Annotated in this window: 17 protein-coding genes; all 17 read right to left on the reverse strand. The window is 57.8% G+C overall.

The window, feature by feature from the left end:
* Positions 1-82: 82 nt before the first annotated feature.
* The 17 genes from QEZ52_RS21200 to QEZ52_RS21280 all read right to left on the reverse strand — a co-directional run bounded on the left by QEZ52_RS21200 (position 83) and on the right by QEZ52_RS21280 (position 18,215).
* The gene (locus QEZ52_RS21200; RefSeq protein WP_343212006.1) at positions 83-817 is read right to left on the reverse strand and encodes an SDR family oxidoreductase; all 735 of its coding nucleotides are present in this window, start codon (positions 815-817) and stop codon (positions 83-85) included.
* On the reverse strand, positions 814-1,545 hold the full coding sequence (locus tag QEZ52_RS21205) for an SDR family oxidoreductase (protein WP_343212007.1): 732 nt from the start codon (positions 1,543-1,545) through the stop codon (positions 814-816). The genes QEZ52_RS21200 and QEZ52_RS21205 overlap by 4 nt, the downstream gene beginning before the upstream one ends.
* 17 nt (positions 1,546-1,562) lie before the next feature.
* Positions 1,563-2,666 carry a mandelate racemase/muconate lactonizing enzyme family protein gene (locus QEZ52_RS21210; RefSeq protein WP_343212008.1) on the reverse strand — a complete coding sequence of 368 codons (1,104 nt, stop codon included), beginning with the start codon at positions 2,664-2,666 and terminating at the stop codon, positions 1,563-1,565.
* Between the two features lie 58 nt (positions 2,667-2,724).
* Entirely contained in the window at positions 2,725-4,281 is a 1,557-nt protein-coding gene (locus QEZ52_RS21215; protein ID WP_343212009.1) for a trimethylamine methyltransferase family protein, read from the reverse strand.
* A gap of 244 nt (positions 4,282-4,525) precedes the next feature.
* Positions 4,526-5,581 carry an aromatic ring-hydroxylating dioxygenase subunit alpha gene (locus QEZ52_RS21220; protein ID WP_343212010.1) on the reverse strand — a complete coding sequence of 352 codons (1,056 nt, stop codon included), beginning with the start codon at positions 5,579-5,581 and terminating at the stop codon, positions 4,526-4,528.
* 125 nt (positions 5,582-5,706) lie between these two features.
* A complete protein-coding gene (locus QEZ52_RS21225; RefSeq protein WP_343212011.1) occupies positions 5,707-6,318 on the reverse strand; it encodes an XRE family transcriptional regulator in 612 nt (203 codons plus the stop codon).
* Positions 6,319-6,751: 433 nt separating this feature from the next.
* Positions 6,752-7,441, reverse strand: coding sequence for an ABC transporter ATP-binding protein (locus QEZ52_RS21230; RefSeq protein WP_343212012.1), 690 nt, complete (start codon positions 7,439-7,441; stop codon positions 6,752-6,754).
* The gene (locus tag QEZ52_RS21235; protein WP_343212013.1) at positions 7,438-8,193 is read right to left on the reverse strand and encodes an ABC transporter ATP-binding protein; all 756 of its coding nucleotides are present in this window, start codon (positions 8,191-8,193) and stop codon (positions 7,438-7,440) included. Before QEZ52_RS21235 ends, QEZ52_RS21230 begins: the two co-directional genes overlap by 4 nt.
* Positions 8,186-9,169 (reverse strand): branched-chain amino acid ABC transporter permease, encoded by a 984-nt coding sequence (locus QEZ52_RS21240; RefSeq protein WP_343212014.1) that lies wholly within the window; start codon positions 9,167-9,169, stop codon positions 8,186-8,188. Before QEZ52_RS21240 ends, QEZ52_RS21235 begins: the two co-directional genes overlap by 8 nt.
* A 1-nt stretch (position 9,170) precedes the next feature.
* Positions 9,171-10,088 (reverse strand): branched-chain amino acid ABC transporter permease, encoded by a 918-nt coding sequence (locus tag QEZ52_RS21245; protein WP_343212015.1) that lies wholly within the window; start codon positions 10,086-10,088, stop codon positions 9,171-9,173.
* Positions 10,089-10,142: 54 nt separating this feature from the next.
* A complete protein-coding gene (locus QEZ52_RS21250; RefSeq protein WP_343212016.1) occupies positions 10,143-10,607 on the reverse strand; it encodes a hypothetical protein in 465 nt (154 codons plus the stop codon).
* 27 nt (positions 10,608-10,634) lie between these two features.
* Positions 10,635-11,771 carry an ABC transporter substrate-binding protein gene (locus QEZ52_RS21255; protein WP_343212017.1) on the reverse strand — a complete coding sequence of 379 codons (1,137 nt, stop codon included), beginning with the start codon at positions 11,769-11,771 and terminating at the stop codon, positions 10,635-10,637.
* 330 nt (positions 11,772-12,101) lie between these two features.
* Positions 12,102-13,304, reverse strand: coding sequence for a leishmanolysin-related zinc metalloendopeptidase (locus QEZ52_RS21260; RefSeq protein ID WP_406651306.1), 1,203 nt, complete (start codon positions 13,302-13,304; stop codon positions 12,102-12,104).
* Between the two features lie 208 nt (positions 13,305-13,512).
* Positions 13,513-14,553 carry an aromatic ring-hydroxylating dioxygenase subunit alpha gene (locus tag QEZ52_RS21265; RefSeq protein WP_343212019.1) on the reverse strand — a complete coding sequence of 347 codons (1,041 nt, stop codon included), beginning with the start codon at positions 14,551-14,553 and terminating at the stop codon, positions 13,513-13,515.
* A gap of 2 nt (positions 14,554-14,555) precedes the next feature.
* Positions 14,556-15,107, reverse strand: coding sequence for a hypothetical protein (locus QEZ52_RS21270; protein ID WP_343212020.1), 552 nt, complete (start codon positions 15,105-15,107; stop codon positions 14,556-14,558).
* Positions 15,100-17,976, reverse strand: a complete 2,877-nt coding sequence (locus QEZ52_RS21275; protein WP_343212021.1) for a 2Fe-2S iron-sulfur cluster-binding protein — start codon at positions 17,974-17,976, stop codon at positions 15,100-15,102. Before QEZ52_RS21275 ends, QEZ52_RS21270 begins: the two co-directional genes overlap by 8 nt.
* On the reverse strand, positions 17,973-18,215 hold the full coding sequence (locus QEZ52_RS21280) for a sarcosine oxidase subunit delta (RefSeq protein WP_343211806.1): 243 nt from the start codon (positions 18,213-18,215) through the stop codon (positions 17,973-17,975). The genes QEZ52_RS21275 and QEZ52_RS21280 overlap by 4 nt, the downstream gene beginning before the upstream one ends.
* Between the last annotated feature and the right edge of the window lie 3 nt (positions 18,216-18,218).

Below are 18,218 nucleotides of genomic sequence, written 5' to 3' on the forward strand. Positions count from 1 at the left end.
CCAACTTGTGACCCTAGAGAACAAATTGGTTTTGGGAACTCCTGATTTCGGTTGCAGGGTAGATTTTTCCGGGTCGCTGTTGTCAGGGGAGGCTCAGCTTGGCCATGCGGCCGCCGTCGACGGAATAGATCTGCCCCGTGATAAATCCGCTTTCCTCGGCCGCGAGAAAGGCAACCAAGGCGGCAACCTCTTCTGGCGTTCCAGTACGGGCAACGGGATGTATTTTGCCGATGTCTCGACGAAACGCGCCGGGGTCGGGCATGGCATCTATGAAATCAACGTTCAGGTCGGTGTCAATCCAACCCGGAGCCACAGCGTTGCAGCGGATGCCTTCGCCACCATGATCAACCGCCACGGCCCGTGTCAGGCCATGTAGGCCGGCCTTGGACGCGCAATAGGCCGCGTGACCGGGGTTGCTGCCCAACCCTTCGATGGAGCCGGTGTTGACGATGTTACCGCGGGTCTCGCGCAAATGGGGAAGGGCGGCCTGGATCATTAGGAAAGGCGCGGTCAGGTTCACGGTCAGGGTCTGGTGCCAGTCCGCCGCGCTCATGTCTTCGACGCGGGCCTCTTGCATCATCCCCGCGTTGTTGACCAAGACGTCCAATTGACCGACTTTGGCGATAAGCTGGGACACCACTTGGGCCGGGCTGGCCGGATCCAGAAAATCCACCGGGATTGCGTCAAATTCGCTATCGTTGCCCCGTTGGGCGGTAAACACCTGCGCGCCCTCATCGCGCAGACGGCGGGCAATGGCCCGGCCGATACCGCTGCGTCCGCCGGTCACCAATGCCACCTTGTTTTCAAACCGCTTCATGTGACGGGCTTTCCGCCGTTGACCTCAATCAATGCACCACACATATAACGTGCCCCATCCGAGGCGAGAAACAGCACAACGTCAGCGATGTCTTCTGGTTCGGCAATCCGGCCCAACGGTACGGTTTTGCCCAATTCAGAGACGGCGCTGTCTGGGTCGAACCCACGCTGAGCAAAGCCCGACCGCAACATCGGAGTGTTCACCTCATTCGGGCAGACGGCGTTGATGCGGATACCCTGGTGGGCGTGATCATGGCCCATACACTGGGTGAGCGAGGCAATCGCCGCCTTGGTCATGCAATAGACCGCATGATTTGGCCCCGGGCGCAGTCCCCAGCAAGAGGCTGTGTTGACAATAGCTCCGCCACCGATCTGAGCCATTATTGGGATGGCAGCGCGACAGATGCGAAATGGCGCTTCGACATTGACGCCCATCGACAATGCCCAATCGTCGTCAGAGGTCTCGGTTACAGAACCCCGTGTAATGACACCCGCATTGTTGATCACGATGTCCAATCCGCCAAGAGCCTCGGCGGCCTGAGCAGGCAGAGTGTTGGCATATGCGGGGTCCAGCAGGTCTCCGGGCAGATGCGTGTCGGCCGAAATCGCTGACACGTCCCGGTCTGCCACGGCAACCCGAGCGCCAGCGGCGCGCAGCTTGGACACGATAGATTGTCCAATCCCCCCAGCAGCCCCCGTGACCAGTGCGTGTTTTCCTGAAAAATCCATGCGAAATCTCCGTGGCGTCAAAAGGAGGCGACCGGCGCGCCAAACAGGGTTTCGTCCGGGGTTACCCCCAATCCGGGACCGGTGGGAACTGCAATGTGCCCGTCCAAGATTTCAATGCCGTTCTCGGCGTCGTAATGTCCTTCGATATAGGGCGCGGCCAACCACACCCCTTCGAGCAGATCGGGCTGCACCGTCGCGCCGATATGGGTACAGGCGGCGGCGATGATATCTCCGCCCCAACTGTCGTCGCAGGTGTGGGGCAGATTGCGCGCCTCGCAGATGTCGCGAAAGGCCCGCATGGGGTGCAGACCGCCGATGCGGGTGACCTTCATTCCGAACCCGTCGACCAGCCCGGTACCGGCAGCGGTAATCACCGTGTTCAGATCCAAGCTGTTCTCATCCATATAGATCCCATGGGTGACCTGAGGGCGGATCTTTTGCAGATCTTCGATCGTGTTGCAGGGTTGTTCCATGATGAACGGCACATCCGGGCATTCCCGGCTGACCCGCAGGGCGTCGCGGGTGGTCCAGCCCCGGTTGCCATCTACAGCCAGCTTCATGCCGCTGCCGCGCACCTCTTGCCAAACCTTGCGAATGGTCTCGATGTCGATCTCAACCGGGCGGCCTCCGACCTTGATCTGTAGACGTCGGTACCCTTCATCGCGTTTTGCGCCGGCAAGGCGAGCGATATCATCGGGGGCTCCAACGCCGGTGGCGTAATAGGAGGGCACGCGATCTGTGGCCGCCCCGCCTAGCAGATCGGACACGCTAAGCCCCAAATGTTTGCCCAGCAGATCGTGCAGGGCGATGTCCAGTGCCGCCTTGGCATAATTGTGCCCGTTCAACTGGCCGTTCATCATCCGGTGCAGAGGCAAAGGTAGCGCCTCGACACCAATCAATCCTGGTGCCATTCGTGCCAGCGCTGCCCGGGCCCCCCCGGCATGGGCTTCGGCATAGGTCGGACCCACTGGGCAGGTTTCGCCCCAGCCTGACAACCCATTGTCCGAAACCAATTTGACCAATGTCGTATCCAGAGCCCAGACCTGGGCATTGGCCATGGTATAGGGACCGTCCTTGACCGGCAGATCGTGCTGATAGATGTGAATCTCGGTGATTTTCAAACTGTGATATCCTTGAAGCCAACAAATGGCCCCACCATAACCGGCGGGGCAGGGGGGATCAGTATTCCTGGTTCAACTCGTCTGCAGCGGGAATTTCGCGTTCGCGTCGCGCAATATAGTCGCGCAGTTCTTCGTCCTTGGCGATGTCCAGTTTGGGTTCCTGATACTCGCTCAACAGTTTGCGGGCGTGGTTCAGGGCGCGTTCTGTGACTTCGATGCTGCCTTCAGCCACCCATTGTTCGATCGAATTGTTGTCGAACAACTCTGGCATGAAAAATGCGGTTTGAAAGTTATCCTGTGTATGTGGGTGGCCCAGATAATGACCGCCGGGGCCAATGTCGCTGACGGCATCAATCGCCTGATCAAAGTCGTCCCAATTCAGCCCCTGTGCCATGCGATAGGCCATGGCACATTGTTCGCTATCAACGATGAACTTGGCCACGGAACAATGCATTCCGGCCTCGTTCCAGCCTGCTGAATGCCAGATATAGTTGGCCCCCGCGTGCATCACCGCCTGCAAGGTGGTGGCAGATTCATAACCGGCCTGGGCGTCAAATGTTTTGGCCCCACCCAACGTATTGGACGTCCGCCAGGGCACACCATAGTATCGTGCCATCTGACCGATCATGAAATTCATCTGGCTGATTTCGGGAGTGCCTGCCATCGGGGCACCCGATTTCATCGAGACCGTAGACAGATAGTGGCCGTAGATCGCAGGCGCACCGCGGCGGATCACTTGGGTATAGGCCAATGCCGAAAGAGCTTCGGCATTCAATTGGGCAACAGAGGCTGCGACCGAGGCGGGTGTATTGGCCCCACCCAGGACAAAGGGAGAGCACAGCACTGGTTGATTGCGACGGCTGAATGCCCGCATCGCCCCCAGCATGGTTTCATCCCAGACCAAGGGCGAGTTTCCGTTGATATTGCCGGTCGTGACCGGGTGGGTATCGATGAAATCTTCTCCAAACAGGATGGCGCACATGTCCATAACGTCTTCGGCGTTCTTGGGGCTGGTGGTCATGCCCATGAACATTTTGTCAGAGTGTTTCATCGACGAATAGGTGATACGCAGATGGCGCTGGCTGATCGGGTGATCATAGGGTTCTACGATGTGATGGGCCGAACTGTGCAGCGCAGGCATCATGTGGCTGAGTTTGTGAAACATCGCCAGATCGTCCAGCATCGGATTGCGACGCACGTCGTCCAGATCACGCAGGAAAGGGGCCCCGGTCATCGGAACAAACACCGAATTCCGACCTCCCAGCCGTACGCTTTTTTGCGGATCGCGGGCGTGATAGGTGAAATCACTGGGAATGGTCGAGATCAGGTCGCGCACAAGGGCCCGGTCTAGAAAAACGGTCTCATCCACAACCTTGGCCCCGATGCGTTTCCAGTCGGCCAGGGCGATGGGGTCACGAAAATGCACGCCAACATTTTCCAAAATGTCCATGGATGCGTTGTCGATGCGCTCGACCTGACTGCCCGACATGATTTCGCACAGTGGCAAAGTGTTTTCCAACCCAGGCAGCATTTCGAAATTGGGTGCACTGCGCAGGGCGCGCCGTGCGTTGCGGCCTCCTGCGCGGCTGCGCGGTTTTGGGGTCTGATCATTCATGACGCGATCTCCTTTGATCCAAACCCTAGGGGCGGAAACTGCGTCCGACGTGTAGAATTGCGAAATCCATTTGCAGATTGCGACCTGTTTGGGTCCAACAGCGAAAGTGTCCAGCCCACTGAACCCCGTCGAATCGGTATACGGTCGACCCCGCCACACTGGCCTGGTGATGTCGGGGCGAGGCACAGCGCCAAGCCGCTTGAACCCTGCTCAAACGCCTTGGTACCTGTGGGATATGCTGGATTTAGTCGGAAGGCTGCTCGGCTTGGATCCGCCGGGCCACTTTTTGACGGAACCGCATCGCTCCTGCATCCAGTCCCAGGTTCAGATACGCAGACTTGCGATTGGCCATTCCGCGCTGGACCTCTTCGAGCACTTCCTTGTCCTCGGTAAATGCCATGATCGCCCCTTCGAACATATGTTTGTCGATCTCGGCGACGCCAGCATGGCGGTTGCGGTGCTGAAACCAGAAGTACAGCGAATTTTCATGATCCACTGGTGTGATGAAGTTGTAGGAAATGTTCACGAATGCTTCGTCAGACAGCGGCCTGTCCGCGCCACCCTGTCCGGCGGGAGCATAGACCGACATGTTGATTGCTGTAGATGGCACCCGACATTCGTAATGCTGTTTGCGGTCACAATTGTCACCAAAGGTCAGCATCGATGCATAATAGGGTGCGGCTGGCTCTGAATGGATCCAGCGGAAGATCGTGACATGGTCGTCGCTTTCTTCCATCTCCAGTGGCCTGTTGTCGGTGCCGGCTCCGGCAAATGACGTCAGGTGGACCCACGCCACATGACTGGGATCCAGTAGGTTATCGGTGATATAGAGATAGTTGCAGGCCATCCCCATTGATCCGCGTTCGGTGCGCCCCCATTGGGGATTGTCAAAGTTGGGGATGTCTATGATTTCGCCAGGGTCGGCAGTTTCTTCATCGCCCATCCAAATCCACAGGAACCCCCAACGATCTTCAACCGGATAGGATCGCACGGTCGCTCTTTTGGGGATCGCATTTTCCTGGGTTGGGGCGGCCACACAGGCACCGCTGCAATCAAAGGTCAGGCCATGGTACCCGCAGACCACGGTGCTGCCCTGGATTGACCCTCTGGACAGGGGCAGCTTGCGGTGTGGGCAGGCGTCCTCCAATGCGATGGGTTCACCGGACTCGCCACGAAAGATAACGACATCATCGCCCAGGAAACGGTTCGCCGTCAGGGATTGGCCAAAATCTTCGCTCCGCCCGGCAACATACCAGCAGTTGCGAATGAAGCCGTCACTGCCCGTTAAATCGTTTTGCATGAAATATCTCCCGATTGCGATCCGACCTCGTGATTAGGTCTGGAGCGTATTTAACCATCAGTTGAAAAATTTCATATCAAGAAAAAATGTTCCGAGCAAGAAAAAACACGGCGCAAAGCCCGGCATCAATTCATATCTGCACTTTCCGCCTTGGAAATCACGGTTACGAATGTGACCTTGGGTGTCAGCAATTCCACAGGACCATGAGCGGCGTTGGACACAAAAGACAAACTGTCTCCGGGCTTCATCGTGAACTGCCCATCGCCGCAACGATAAACCATCTCACCGTCCAGCACGTGAATGAATTCAATCCCGCGATGTTGGTACAATGGCCGCTTGCTGAGCGGTTGTTCCAGTGTGACGGCAAAACTCTCAAAGCTGACATGGTTCGCATCGGCGCGTCCAACCAGTTTGTAGGAGTGGCCAAAGGCACTGCCTTGGCGTTGGACTTGAACGCCTTCGCCTGCAGGAACAAAAGAGACATCCGTCTTTTCCACGGTTCCGGCAAAGAAGTTGATCAGTGGCACGCCGATCGCTTCGGCCAGCGCCCCCAGTGTGGTTAACGACGCCGAAACCTGACCGCGTTCGATCTTGGAAATCATTGCTGTGGACACAGAGGCGCGTTTTGACAATTCAGCCAAGGTCAATCCGGCGAGCATGCGGTCATTTTTGACAGCAGCACCGACGATCAGATCAAGAGATGGCCTGTCGTCCAAAGCCTTGCGGGGTTCTTTCATGATATCCTGTGGCGCGTTGTTTTGACTGGAACAGAGTTGCACGGAACGCCGCTCCTTGGAAGTCGTTGCCGTTGGCATTTTCCCATTTTCGCCAGAGCAGGGTCAGATTTTCACAGCTGCTGCTGTGGCAAAGGCGCAGCTGTCATCCCCGTTTCTTCAATCCATCCGTTGGCCGGGCGCGCCGTGAAGGAGCACGACGAAGAACAGCGGGGGCGATATCCAGAACATCGAGGCGCGCCAATAGTGTGTTCGCCGGGCCTGGGACCAGCACCGACAATGTCGATGGGGAGCGGGTCCATCCGATTGATCCTGTTGGGCGCACGGCAGAAACACAATGCTGGCCCCACAACATGAAGCACAATGCGCATTGCTGCGCATAGGGCGGCACGACGAATGGAGCCATGGGGGATTGGCTATTGCCCCTGCCGCCGCCTCAGACGCCCAAATATTGATTGGTCACATCATGAGACAGCTCGGCAAAGGCCCCGGTCCAGACAGATTTTCCTTTTTCCAGAATAACAGCCGTGTCAGCGACAGTGGACAATTCGCGTATGGATTTGTCGATGACCAGAATGGACAAACCAGCGTCTTGTTTCAACCGAGCGATGGCAGACCAGATTTCCTGGCGGATCACCGGAGCAAGCCCCTCGGTGGCTTCGTCCAAGATCAAAAGGCGCGGATTGATCATCAAGGCGCGCCCGATGGCCAGCATCTGTTGTTCACCGCCCGACAATGAAGCCGAAGATTGGTCCCGCCGTTCTGCCAGGCGTGGGAACAGGTCTGACACGGTCTCAAAGCTCCACGCGCCAGGACGCGCCGCTGCGATCAGATTTTCGTAGACTGTCAAGTTCGGAAAACACCGCCGCCCCTCTGGAACCAATCCGACGCCCAAACGGGCGACCCTGTGCGAAGGCAGGTGTGTCAGGTCTGTGCCGTCGAAATTCACAGCCCCGCCGCGGGCCTTTAGCATCTGGCATATGACTTTGACCGTGGTGGTTTTACCCATGCCATTGCGTCCCATCAGCGCAAGAACTTCGCCCGGTGCAATGTCCAGAGAGACATCGAACAACGCCTGTGAGGGACCATAAAAGGCGGATACATTGGTCAGCTTTAACAGGCTCATGACAGGTCCTCCTCTCCCAAATAGGCTTCGCGGACCGCCGGATCGGACCGGATGTCATCAGCGGTTCCAGTCGCGACGATCTGGCCATAGACCAGCACGCTGATCCGATTGGCGAGCGAAAACACAACGTCCATATCATGTTCGATCAACAGGATCGGAGCCTGATGGCGCAATGTGTCCAAAACACCCGTCAGATGGTGCGACCCTTCGGCCCCCAGACCGGCCATGGGTTCATCCATCAGGAACACCCGCGGGTTCAGGGTCAGGGCGACTGCGACCTCCAGTTGACGTCTCTGACCATGAGACAGGTCGGCGGTTCGATAATTGGCAAAATCCTCCAACCCGACGCGGTCCAATGCCGTCATCGCGGTCTCCAGCAGGCCAGCGTCCTTCATCACCCGGTTGAACAGGCGAAACACTGTGCCACGTTTCCCCAGCGCACCGAGTACCACGTTCTGTAAAACGGTGAATTCCATCGCCAGAGACGAGATCTGGAACGTGCGCCCCAGTCCCTTTTGGGCGCGTTTCACTGCATCCAGTGGTGTGACGTTTTCGCCCTGAAACCAAACCGTGCCGCTGTCAGATGCCTCGCTGCCCGCGATCTGTCGGATCAGAGTGGACTTCCCCGCACCATTGGGGCCGATCAAGGCGTGGATCTCGCCAGGACGCAGGTCCAGAGACACACCATTGGTCGCCTTGAGAGCGCCATAGGATTTATGCAGGTCCCGAACGTCCAGAATGGGCTTAGTCATGGGCGACCTCCCGTCCGGCCAGCAGTTCGATCAGGCCACCACGGGCAAACAACACAACCGCCAACAGCAATCCACCCAGATAGATGTGCCAGAATTCGGAAATGCCACCCAGCACATGTTCCAGCAGGATGAACAGGGCCGCGCCGACGACTGGCCCAAACAACCGGCCTACACCGCCAAGAATGACAAAAATCATGATCTCTCCGCTGGTTTGCCAACTGAACATTGCCGGGCTGACAAAACGGTTGAGATCCGCATAAAGCGCGCCGGACAAACCAGTGATCGCACCGGACAAGGTAAACGCCATCAACCGGACGCGAAACGGTTCGACACCGACGGTTTGCACCCTTTCGGCATTCTGCCGTGCGGCGGACAGCACCAGGCCAAACGACGACCCCGCAACCCGTCCGGAAACACCCAAAACCACCAGAAGCAACACAAAACAGATACCAAAGAACTGCATCGGATCCAGGGTGTTGAGGCCGGGGAATTCGTTGCGGACATAGATCGACAATCCGTCTTCGCCGCCATAAGCGGGCCAACTGATTGCAAAGTAATAGAACATCTGACCAAAGGCCAAGGTGATCATGATAAAATAGACGCCGGCCGTGCGCAGTGAAAGTGCGCCGATCAGCAAGGCCGCCAAGGCGCTGATTACAACAGCCAACACCCAAATCACAGGCATCTGGTTGCTGCCCTCGATCAGGAACGGCCATTCCATCAGCGGGGAATAGTCCTGTGCGTGGCTGGCCAGGATGCCCATGGCATACCCGCCGATGCCAAAAAATGCAGCGTGACCAAAGCTGACCAAACCGCCCAACCCAAGAGCCAGGTTCAACCCGACCCCGGCGATGGCAAAGATGACAACCTTGGTTGTCAGCGAGATGATAAAGATCTCGCCGGTCGATTTTGCCCACAGCGGCACGGCGATCAGCACCGCCAGAACCGCCAGATTGATCCATCGTTCACGTGTCATCTCAGGCCTTTCCATACAGTCCAGTTGGGCGGAACAGCAGGATGCCTGCCATCAACACATAGATTGACATCGACGCCAGCGAAGAGCCGACCGAATTGGCGGCCGCTGGGTCCATGAACAGGCCGAACACACCAGGCAGCAGCACGCGGCCAACAGTGTCGGTCAGGCCGACGAGAATAGACCCAACCAGCGCACCTTTGATCGAGCCGATACCGCCAATCACGATCACAACAAATGCCAGGATCAGCACAGGTTCTCCCATTCCGACCTGCACCGACTGGATCGCGCCCACCAATGCCCCGGCAAATCCGGCCAACGCGGCCCCCAAGGCAAACACCAATGTATACAGCCGGGAGATATCCACGCCCAATGCGGCAATCATTTCACGATCGCTTTCACCGGCGCGAATACGGATACCGATACGGGTCCGGCGGATCAGGGCGAACAGTCCGACGGCAACAGTCAGACCAATGGCGATGATGGTTAAACGATACAGCGGATATTCGATCCCACCGGGCAGGCTGACCGGGCCCGAAAGGGCAGGGGGGACATCCAGAAACAGCGGGAATGACCCAAAGATCCACCGCGTGCCTTCGGAAAAGATCAGAATCAACGCGAATGTGGCCAGCACCTGATCCAGATGATCCCGGTCATATAATCGGCGGATGATGGTGAATTCGACGATCGCACCGGCCAGCGCGGCCGCCATCAGACTGGCCGCCAGAGCCAGCACAAAGGATCCGGTGGCCGCAGCCACGGCCGAGGCTGCAAAAGCACCGATCATATAGAGCGAGCCATGCGCCAGATTGATCAGCCCCATCACGCCAAAGATCAGAGTCAGCCCTGCCGCGGTCAGAAACAGCATGACGCCAAATTGCAGCCCGTTCAAAAGCTGTTCGAAGAAAAGAACGAATGTCACAGGATTTCTACTTTGTTTGTTTTGATCACGCCCGCGCTCTTGTGATCGCGGGGGTCAACCTTTGGACGTGTCAAAAGGCGGTGGAGAACAATCAACGTCTTTGTCAAATCGCCACAGTTTGACGGACCAGGATTTATCCAGAGAGCGCCTGAGTTCATGCGATAGGCAATAGGACCGTGTCCTGAGATAGGGCGAGCCATCTTCAAGCGCGGTCTTGAAAGCCGCCATTTCTGCTTCGACTCGCGAATTTTCGACCAACACCAGTTCACCCCAATACAATTCGAAGAACCGGCGTTCGGCTGTTTTCCATTCAGGCGTGTCACGACCGGCGGTCGCAAGAACGGAAACTGTGGAAACAGCGTCGCGATACATTTCCAGCTGATAGTCGAGAAATGGTCGCTTGGCCTCAAGACGTTTGCTGATCAGAAACTCCGTCGCCCCCCAGGCGATACCCAAAAAGGCGACGAAGGTAGCCAGGAGCTTCAATTTGGCTTCCAGGGCCGAAGGCTCTTTTACCATGTTGATCTCCTGATCCTTTGCCTATGCTTACATCTTGCAATCGGCGGCGTAGACGTCGGCATGGTTGCTCAGCGCAGTGCCGATGATTTTATTGGTGAACACGTCACCTTCCTGAATCACCTCACGCACATAGATATTTTGGATTGGATGGTGGTTCGACCCAAAGGCGAAATCACCCCGGACACTGTCGAATTCCGCTGCTTTCAAAGCTGCTCGGAAAGCATCCTGATCGTTTACATCAGCCTTGGCCGCGGCGCTGATCAACAGGTTGGCCGTGTCGAAACCCTGGCTTGCATACAGGGAAGGCAAGCGGCCGTATTCGGCCTGGAAGCTTTCGACAAAAGCTGTGTTTGCCGCGTTGTCGATGTCCTTGTTCCACTGGCTGGTGTTTTTCACCCCCAGAGCGGCAGACCCAACAGCCTGCAAGATACCCTGATCAAAGCTGAAGGCAGGGCCGACAACGGGCAGGTCCACGCCACTGTCAGCATACTGCTTGAGGAATGCGATCCCCATGCCGCCGGGTAGGAAGAAGAAGACGCTGTCTGCGCCGCTGGCGCGGATTTGGGCGATCTCGGCGGCGTAATCCTTTTGTCCCAGCTTGGTATAGACCTCACCGGCCAGTTCGCCACCATAAGTCCGTTTGTATCCTGTCAGCGCGTCCTTGCCGGCGGGGTAATTCGGCGCGAGAATAAAGGTGTTCTTATAACCTTCGCTCTGGGCATAGGCCCCGGCCCCTTCGTGCAAGTTGTCATTCTGCCAGGCGACGTTGAAGTAGTTTTTGTGGCAGCGCTTCCCGGCCAGCGCCGAGGGACCTGCGTTTGGTGACAGATAGAATTTGCCCTGTGCGGTGGCGGAAGGCACTACGGCCATCGCCAGGTTGGACCAGATGATGCCGGTCAGGACATCGACCTTTTCGGACTGAATCATCTTGTCAGACAGCTGAACCGCCACGTCGGGTTTGCGCTGGTCGTCTTCGATCACGACTTCGATGTCATCGCGGCCCGATTGTTTCATCGCCAGCATGAACCCGTCACGCACATCGATGCCCAGACCAGCGCCGCCGCCGGACAACGTGGTGATCATGCCAACCTTCAGCCCTTCGGCTTGGGCATTTGCGCCGAATGCGACAACTGCGGCAACCGCCGCCAGAGTTTTGAAATTCATGTCCCTGTCCTCCCCTTGGGATCGTTTTTGCGCCCCTACCGTAAGATCGGAATTCTGATCTTACAATTCGCAAAGGGTCTTGGAGACTATTCCGCACTGAATGGAATTAAAATTCAACCCTAAAAATTTAGAGCTTAAAGTAATTGGATTTTGGAGGGCTCATGCAGGCGTATCCAGCGTCGCCCATGGTCCCGTGGAGCATTGAATTAATTATATAATATGCAGTTTGAACGGGCAGGGCTCATGAAGCGGACTCTACTGAACCTCAAGGGTACAGGTTCCGCAAATGTAGTTGTCATGTTTAGTAATATGAAAGCGAAACCAGGCCGTTCAGACAAATAGATCCAAAAGCGGATCACCTGGGGTCGGCCCGTTCAGATCAGTCGCGCTATAGGGATTATCAAACACCGTATCATAGCCCATATCTTCGAGAGCTGCGATGGTCATGAGGGACACAAAACTGTTGGTGTCCACATAGCCAGTCATGATTTCCGTATCAAATTCCGTTTCGTCCCAATGTCCGCCGGCGGTGCCAGGCCCGCCATCTGTTTCCACCGGCACACCCAACAGAGATCCTGAATCTGCACTTGCAATATCCGAGAATTCGGTTTGATAGACGTCGGTGGCATTGGCACCGGTAAACCGCATGTCGCCACCAGCAACTGAACCGCTGGTCAGCCCCATCAGAGACCACAACGTACCAAACCCCAAGGCGTGCATCATTTCGTGCAGTACAATGGTTTCCCAATTGCCAAGATCAAATTGGTCCTGCGCATCTGCGCTGTCAAAGGTCATGGCCCCTGTTGCGGACAAATAGGTGCCATCATTGCGGATCATGCGAGGTCCTGCACTTCCCAAGGTGCCGCCGATGCCGTCGATCCCTTCGAGTGTGGCCGTGATGGTGATATCATCAACCACAACCCCATCGACAACAGCGTCCGGAATGTCGGCTAGAATGATCGTGCTGAGATAATCGGCCGCTTCGGTGAATGCGGCCTGCAAGCTGGTGGTCCAGGTGCCGATGAATTCGATTGCGACGTTATACGAGGACGCAGCCGGACCGCCGCTGACATAGTCGGCAACTGGGCCGGTGACCGGGGGAACATCAGGGGTGGCTCCGGGATCGCGGCCGTATTCGGCGTTGTCATCGCCCGGCGCAATGCTGGGCGGGGTTACCCGTGGCGTACCAGGGGTTTCCCCGGTTGGGCGGCCGTTGTTTGTTGGGGCTGGCGGGGTTTCCGGTAGCGCAACAGGAGTCGGTGCCGGGTCTGCATCAATGTCTTCAGGCGGTGTGTCATCGGAAGCGGGCCCTGTGTCATCGCGACCATTGCCGCGGTCAGCCGCCATATCGCCCGAAAAGGGTGTTGTTGTGTCGTCACGCGTGTTCTGGTCATCAACCGGGATCGGTTCCAGATCCGACAGCGGCACGAATTCGAAATCGTCGACGCCCCAGGGGGTGATATCCTGGTCCAGGCGGGTTGTCTCCGGATCGCGCCCCAGGTTGACCAGAACAACATCTGTTTCTGCAATCACTGGAACCACCGGATTGCGTCCGGAGGGTCCAGATGCAGAACGATTGAGTAAGTTCTCGGACTCTCTGGAACGCATGGGCTATGACCTAAACAACAACTGACGTGTCGACCGTATCACCCATGGCCTATTTGCGAAATGACTTCCTACTTAAAATAGGGCCGGTTTCCCCACCAACATGTTACGCTGGTGGGGCATCGGGGATCGGGGACTATTCAGCCGCCGCACGCACCTGTTGTTCCGCATCAATCAGCTTTTGCAACCGGCGACGATACAACAGCGGGCCCGCGTCAATGGCAATGTCGATATTGCGGGTGGTTTTTTCCTCCATGCCCTTTTGCACTTCGATCAGAATGTCGCGGTCTTCGTTGAACGCGAACATCACCGAGTCGCTCATGTATTGAGAGATTTCTTCGTCGTCTGGCTTCACATTCCGGACCTGAAACCAGAAATACCGTGTGGTACGTTCGTCGACGGGTGTCATGAAGTTATAGCTGTCCATCTGGAAATATTGCCCATCGGGAAGATTTTTCGCGTCGCCTCCGGTGCCCTTTGGGGTGAAGATCGCCTTGATGTACGCCAGCGAAGGATAGCGGACTTCATAGTGTTGTTCGCGGTCGCAATTGCCCTCAAACGGAACCAGTTTCTTGTAAAAGGGTGCAACCTCGACGTCATACATCCAACGCGACACGATCACGCCGGTGTCCGTGCCGGTGACGGTCAGGGGCTCTTCTTCGCAGGCCGCATTCCCGAACGAACTTTGATGCACCCAGGCGACGTGCGAAGGATCCAGCAGGTTGTCGGTGATATACAGGTAATTGCAGGGAAACGGAATCGCGTCTCCCTTGTTGATCCCATAGTTGGGGTCGTCGAAATGTTCGACCACAAAGATCTTGTCTGGATCGGCCAACGCCGGATCGCCCATCCAGATCCAGACCAGCCCATAGCGGCTGACGACAGGATAGGAATGTACATTTGCCGCGCCGGGAATACGGTCCTGACCCGGCACCCGCACGCAGGAGCCCGAACAATCAAATGTCAGCCCGTGATAGCCGCATTCGATCTGATCACCTTTGATCCGGCCCTTTGACAGGGGCAATTTGCGATGGGGGCAGGCGTCCAACAGGGCGACCGGGTCACCGGCTTGGGTGCGGTACGTGACGATCTTTTCGCCCAAAATCTTGATCTGTTTGGGCTCTCGTGTGACTTCGCTGTCCCATGCAGCGACGTACCAGGTATTGCGGAGATACATGTTCAGCCTCTTCTGTCTGGAGCGTCCGGTGCCACCGGGCGCGGGGTTTTGGATGGATCGGCGGGGGGGTGTCGCAGCGACAGTGCCCTCAGGTGATCGGTCAGAGATTGTGCCAGGGACCGATCTGTTACGATGTGGACATCGCGGGTGTTGGTCCACCAGATCGTACAATCAAAATGGTTCAGCCGGGTGCGCACGGCGCGCGCCTGACGAATGGGGGCGCTGTGCAAATCGGCGCGGGTATACTGGGCGACGAAATGCAACGCCTCTACTCCGCGTAAACGCAGATGCGTTACGCCGTGGGAAATATCGGTTTGGCGAAAATCTCCCTCGGGGAGCAGACCGCTGGCCCAGATTACATCGGGCCAGAGCCGAAGGCACAGGCCCGTGCTGTCCGAGCGAACTTGGCCAAAGGGCAACGCCATGTCCAGCGTGGCAGTCGAGCCGGACAGCGACATCAGTGGCAGGAATTCTTCGTCCAGCCGCAGCCCCAGTGGCCCTGGCAGGAACCCGGCGGCATCGGTGGCGGGGCGCGGAAGCAGGGTTTCAGACATGCAGACGCTCTCCTTTTGGGTCATAGGCGCAAGCGGGTGTGACACGCACGCGGACCGATTGCCCGGCGATGGGGGAATGAGCCCAAAGGGTGTCACCCATACGGGCACGTCCGTTGGTCAGAAGCGCCAGGGCAATGGGGTGCCCCAAGGTTGGACTGAGGACAGCAGCTGTCAGGTGACCGCAGGTCTGCGCCAGTCCATTCGCATCCAGTTCCGTATCGCTGAGATGCGCGGCATAAGGAATCTGTGTGGTGCCATCTTCGGGGATCAACCCGACCAGCTGTTCGCGCCCTTCTGCTTGCAAGGCCGGGCGCTGTAACAGCCCGCGCCCGACAAAGCCCTTCTTTTGAGAGACCATGCCGCCCAGACCCAGATCAGCCGGTGTGCGCCGCCCGTCAATTTCTGTTCCGACCGAAAGGTGGCCCTTTTCAATCCGCAGCACGTCCAGTGTTTCCAACCCGTATGGGGTGATGTTCCATTGGCTGCCTGCGGCCATCACACGATCAAGCAAGATGTCGGCAAACCCTGCTGGAGTGTTGATCTCGTAACTCAACTCGCCCGAAAAGCTGACCGAAAACACCCTGACTGGTAGGTCATCCAGAAGCCCTTCGCGCACTGCGGCAAACGGAAAGGCGTCGCCCGATGCGTCAAAATCGGGCATGAGCGCGCTGAGAAGGTCGCGGGCATGCGGGCCTGCAATGGCCAGCGACGCCCAGTGATCACTGACCGAGGTCAGCGTCACATCCAACTCGGGCCACTCCACCTGTGCGCATCGCTGCATATGCCGCCAGACCGATCCCGAATTGGCGGTTGTGGCGGTGACCAGAAAATGGTTTTCGCTCAAACGTGCGATGGTGCCGTCGTCAAACAGATACCCATCCTCGCGCAGCATCAGCGCATACCGCAGCCGCCCTGGTTGTAGCTTGGCAAAGGCATTGCAATACAGCCGGGACAGAAACTCCAATGCGTCCGGTCCCTGAACGTCGATCTTGCCCAGGGTGGACATGTCGATACATCCCAGGCTGCTCCGTACGGCGTTACATTCCCGCGTGATGGCCTGGGCCATGGTTTCACCTGCAACGGGAAAATAGCGCGAATAAAGCCAATCTCCCGAGGTCTGGAACACGCACCCCATTCGTTCAAACCCAGTGTGAAATGGGGTGCGGCGGGTCGGGGTCATTTCGGTCCCGACTTCGGTCCCGACCAACGCGCCAATGGAAACGGGTGAAAATGGGGGGCGATAGGTCGTGTGGCCGATTTCGGCAGGGTCGTTGCCGGACAATTTGGCGATTTCCAGGATCCCATTGGTCCAGCTGGTCTTGCCCTGATCAGTGCCCATGCCAAGCGTTGTATAACGCTTGGTCAGCTCCACATCGCTGTACCCTTCGCGCTGTGCCAGCGCCACATCGGCGCGGGTCACATCATTTTGCAGATCGACAAACGCCTTTCCCGGCCCGGATTCGAACGCTTGTGTGGGGGCAGGTGTCGGGGTTGGGCGTGGCAGGTCGAGATGTTTGTGCTTCTCAAGTTCGGCCATGGCCTGATGTGCGCCGGCCTTGCCGTCGGTCAGACATTCGTCCAGGCCCAGAACGCCGCGGGCACCGCCAACAGGTTGCAGGATGCCATCCCTGGCGGGGGGCAGCAGGCTTTGAGCGTCTGCATCGAAACTGAGCCGTGGGCCCATATGAGCAAGGAGATGGGCGGTGGGCATCCAGCCCGCGGACATGGCGATCAGATCACAGTAGGTTCGATGGCGTTTTCCAGCCTCGTCGCGCCAGACAAGGCCGCTCAGATGCCGCTTGCCGGAGGTGCCCAGCAAACGGGCTCCAGGTTCCAGAGCAGCGACGACCTGGATATCGGCTGCAAGCAACGCGGCAATTGTATCTGCGCGTTCCGCCGGATCGGCAACCGCGACTATAGCGCGTTTGCCCGGAACAACAGCAAAGCGACGGATATAGCTGCGCACTGCGCCTGCCAGCATCACCCCAGGGCGGTCGTTGCCGGGAAAAACCACAGGGCGTTCAATCGCACCGGCAGCCAGGAGGATGCGTTTGGCGCGGATCTTCCACAGGATGGCGCGGGTGACGCTGCCGGGGGGCTGAGTCTCGACCGCCTGCACATATCCATGATCATAGTGGCCAAAGGCCAGCGTATGCGGCATCACGGTTACATTTGACAGCGCGGCCAACGCGTCGCGCGCGTCCTGGACCCAGGTCCGGGCTGATATGCCTTGTATCTGGGTGTCGCTGTCCAAAAGAGCCCCACCCAATTCGTGGTCCTGTTCCACAATTATGATCGTGGCTCCGGCCTGGGCCGCTGTGAGAGCCGCCGACAGACCGGCCGGGCCGCTGCCAATGACCAGCAGGTCGCAATGGCGATGGCGTTTGTCATAGAGGGCCGGATCGGCCGTCGGATCAACCTGACCATGCCCGGCTGCGCGGCGGATGATCGGGGCATAAGTCTTTGACCAGGCAGCCTGGGGCCATTTGAAGGTCTTGTAGTAAAACCCTGCGCTCAGCATCTTGCCGCCCAGCCCCAATACCGCTGCGCGGTCGTTCTCCAGGGAGGGATGGGCGTTCTGGCTGCTGACCTGCAATCCATCCCTCAGAAGAACTTCGGTGACTTTGAGGTTGGGCGTGCTGCCGGTTTCATCCGTGACGGTGACCAGCGCCGATGGTTCTTCGAGCCCGGCCGACACGATGCCGCGCGGGCGGTGGTATTTGATCGACCGAGCCACCAGATGACGCCCATTGGCCAGCAGCGCCGAAGCCAGCGTATCGCCGGCATGGCCAATCATCTTGTGACCATCGAACGTGAAAGTCAGTGTAGTTTCGCGGTCAATCAGACCGCCGGTGGACAGGCGCATCATATGTCCCCTGTCACAAAATCATGGGTGGCGGTGTCACGGGTCAGGGTGATCCAGCATTCACAACCGGATGTATGGTACCATAGCTCGCGCAACGGGCCTCGCGGGTTGACCCCATGATAGAGCGCGTTGTGACCAGTGTTTACGTCAGCCTCCAATGCAGGCAACGCGCGGGCCGGGCCACCATAGGAAAATTCACCTTCGTCGCGGGGGCCGCAGTTGGGGCAAGGGATCAATAACATCGC

It is taken from the genome of Aliisedimentitalea scapharcae (assembly GCF_045277565.1).
GTDB classification, from domain to species: Bacteria; Pseudomonadota; Alphaproteobacteria; order Rhodobacterales; family Rhodobacteraceae; genus Aliisedimentitalea; species Aliisedimentitalea scapharcae.

Excerpts from the sequence above, each read along its gene's own strand:
- QEZ52_RS21255 (WP_343212017.1), bottom strand. The coding sequence starts at position 11,771 with ATGAATTTCAAAACTCTGGCGGCGGTTGCCGCAGTTGTCGCATTCGGC.
- QEZ52_RS21225 (WP_343212011.1), bottom strand. The coding sequence starts at position 6,318 with ATGAAAGAACCCCGCAAGGCTTTGGACGACAGGCCATCTCTTGATCTG.
- QEZ52_RS21270 (WP_343212020.1), bottom strand. The coding sequence starts at position 15,107 with ATGTCTGAAACCCTGCTTCCGCGCCCCGCCACCGATGCCGCCGGGTTC.
- QEZ52_RS21265 (WP_343212019.1), bottom strand. The coding sequence starts at position 14,553 with ATGTATCTCCGCAATACCTGGTACGTCGCTGCATGGGACAGCGAAGTC.
- QEZ52_RS21280 (WP_343211806.1), bottom strand. The coding sequence starts at position 18,215 with ATGTTATTGATCCCTTGCCCCAACTGCGGCCCCCGCGACGAAGGTGAA.
- QEZ52_RS21275 (WP_343212021.1), bottom strand. The coding sequence starts at position 17,976 with ATGATGCGCCTGTCCACCGGCGGTCTGATTGACCGCGAAACTACACTG.
- QEZ52_RS21205 (WP_343212007.1), bottom strand. The coding sequence starts at position 1,545 with ATGGATTTTTCAGGAAAACACGCACTGGTCACGGGGGCTGCTGGGGGG.
- QEZ52_RS21235 (WP_343212013.1), bottom strand. The coding sequence starts at position 8,193 with ATGACTAAGCCCATTCTGGACGTTCGGGACCTGCATAAATCCTATGGC.
- QEZ52_RS21230 (WP_343212012.1), bottom strand. The coding sequence starts at position 7,441 with ATGAGCCTGTTAAAGCTGACCAATGTATCCGCCTTTTATGGTCCCTCA.
- QEZ52_RS21240 (WP_343212014.1), bottom strand. The coding sequence starts at position 9,169 with ATGACACGTGAACGATGGATCAATCTGGCGGTTCTGGCGGTGCTGATC.
- QEZ52_RS21220 (WP_343212010.1), bottom strand. The coding sequence starts at position 5,581 with ATGCAAAACGATTTAACGGGCAGTGACGGCTTCATTCGCAACTGCTGG.
- QEZ52_RS21250 (WP_343212016.1), bottom strand. The coding sequence starts at position 10,607 with ATGGTAAAAGAGCCTTCGGCCCTGGAAGCCAAATTGAAGCTCCTGGCT.
- QEZ52_RS21215 (WP_343212009.1), bottom strand. The coding sequence starts at position 4,281 with ATGAATGATCAGACCCCAAAACCGCGCAGCCGCGCAGGAGGCCGCAAC.
- QEZ52_RS21200 (WP_343212006.1), bottom strand. The coding sequence starts at position 817 with ATGAAGCGGTTTGAAAACAAGGTGGCATTGGTGACCGGCGGACGCAGC.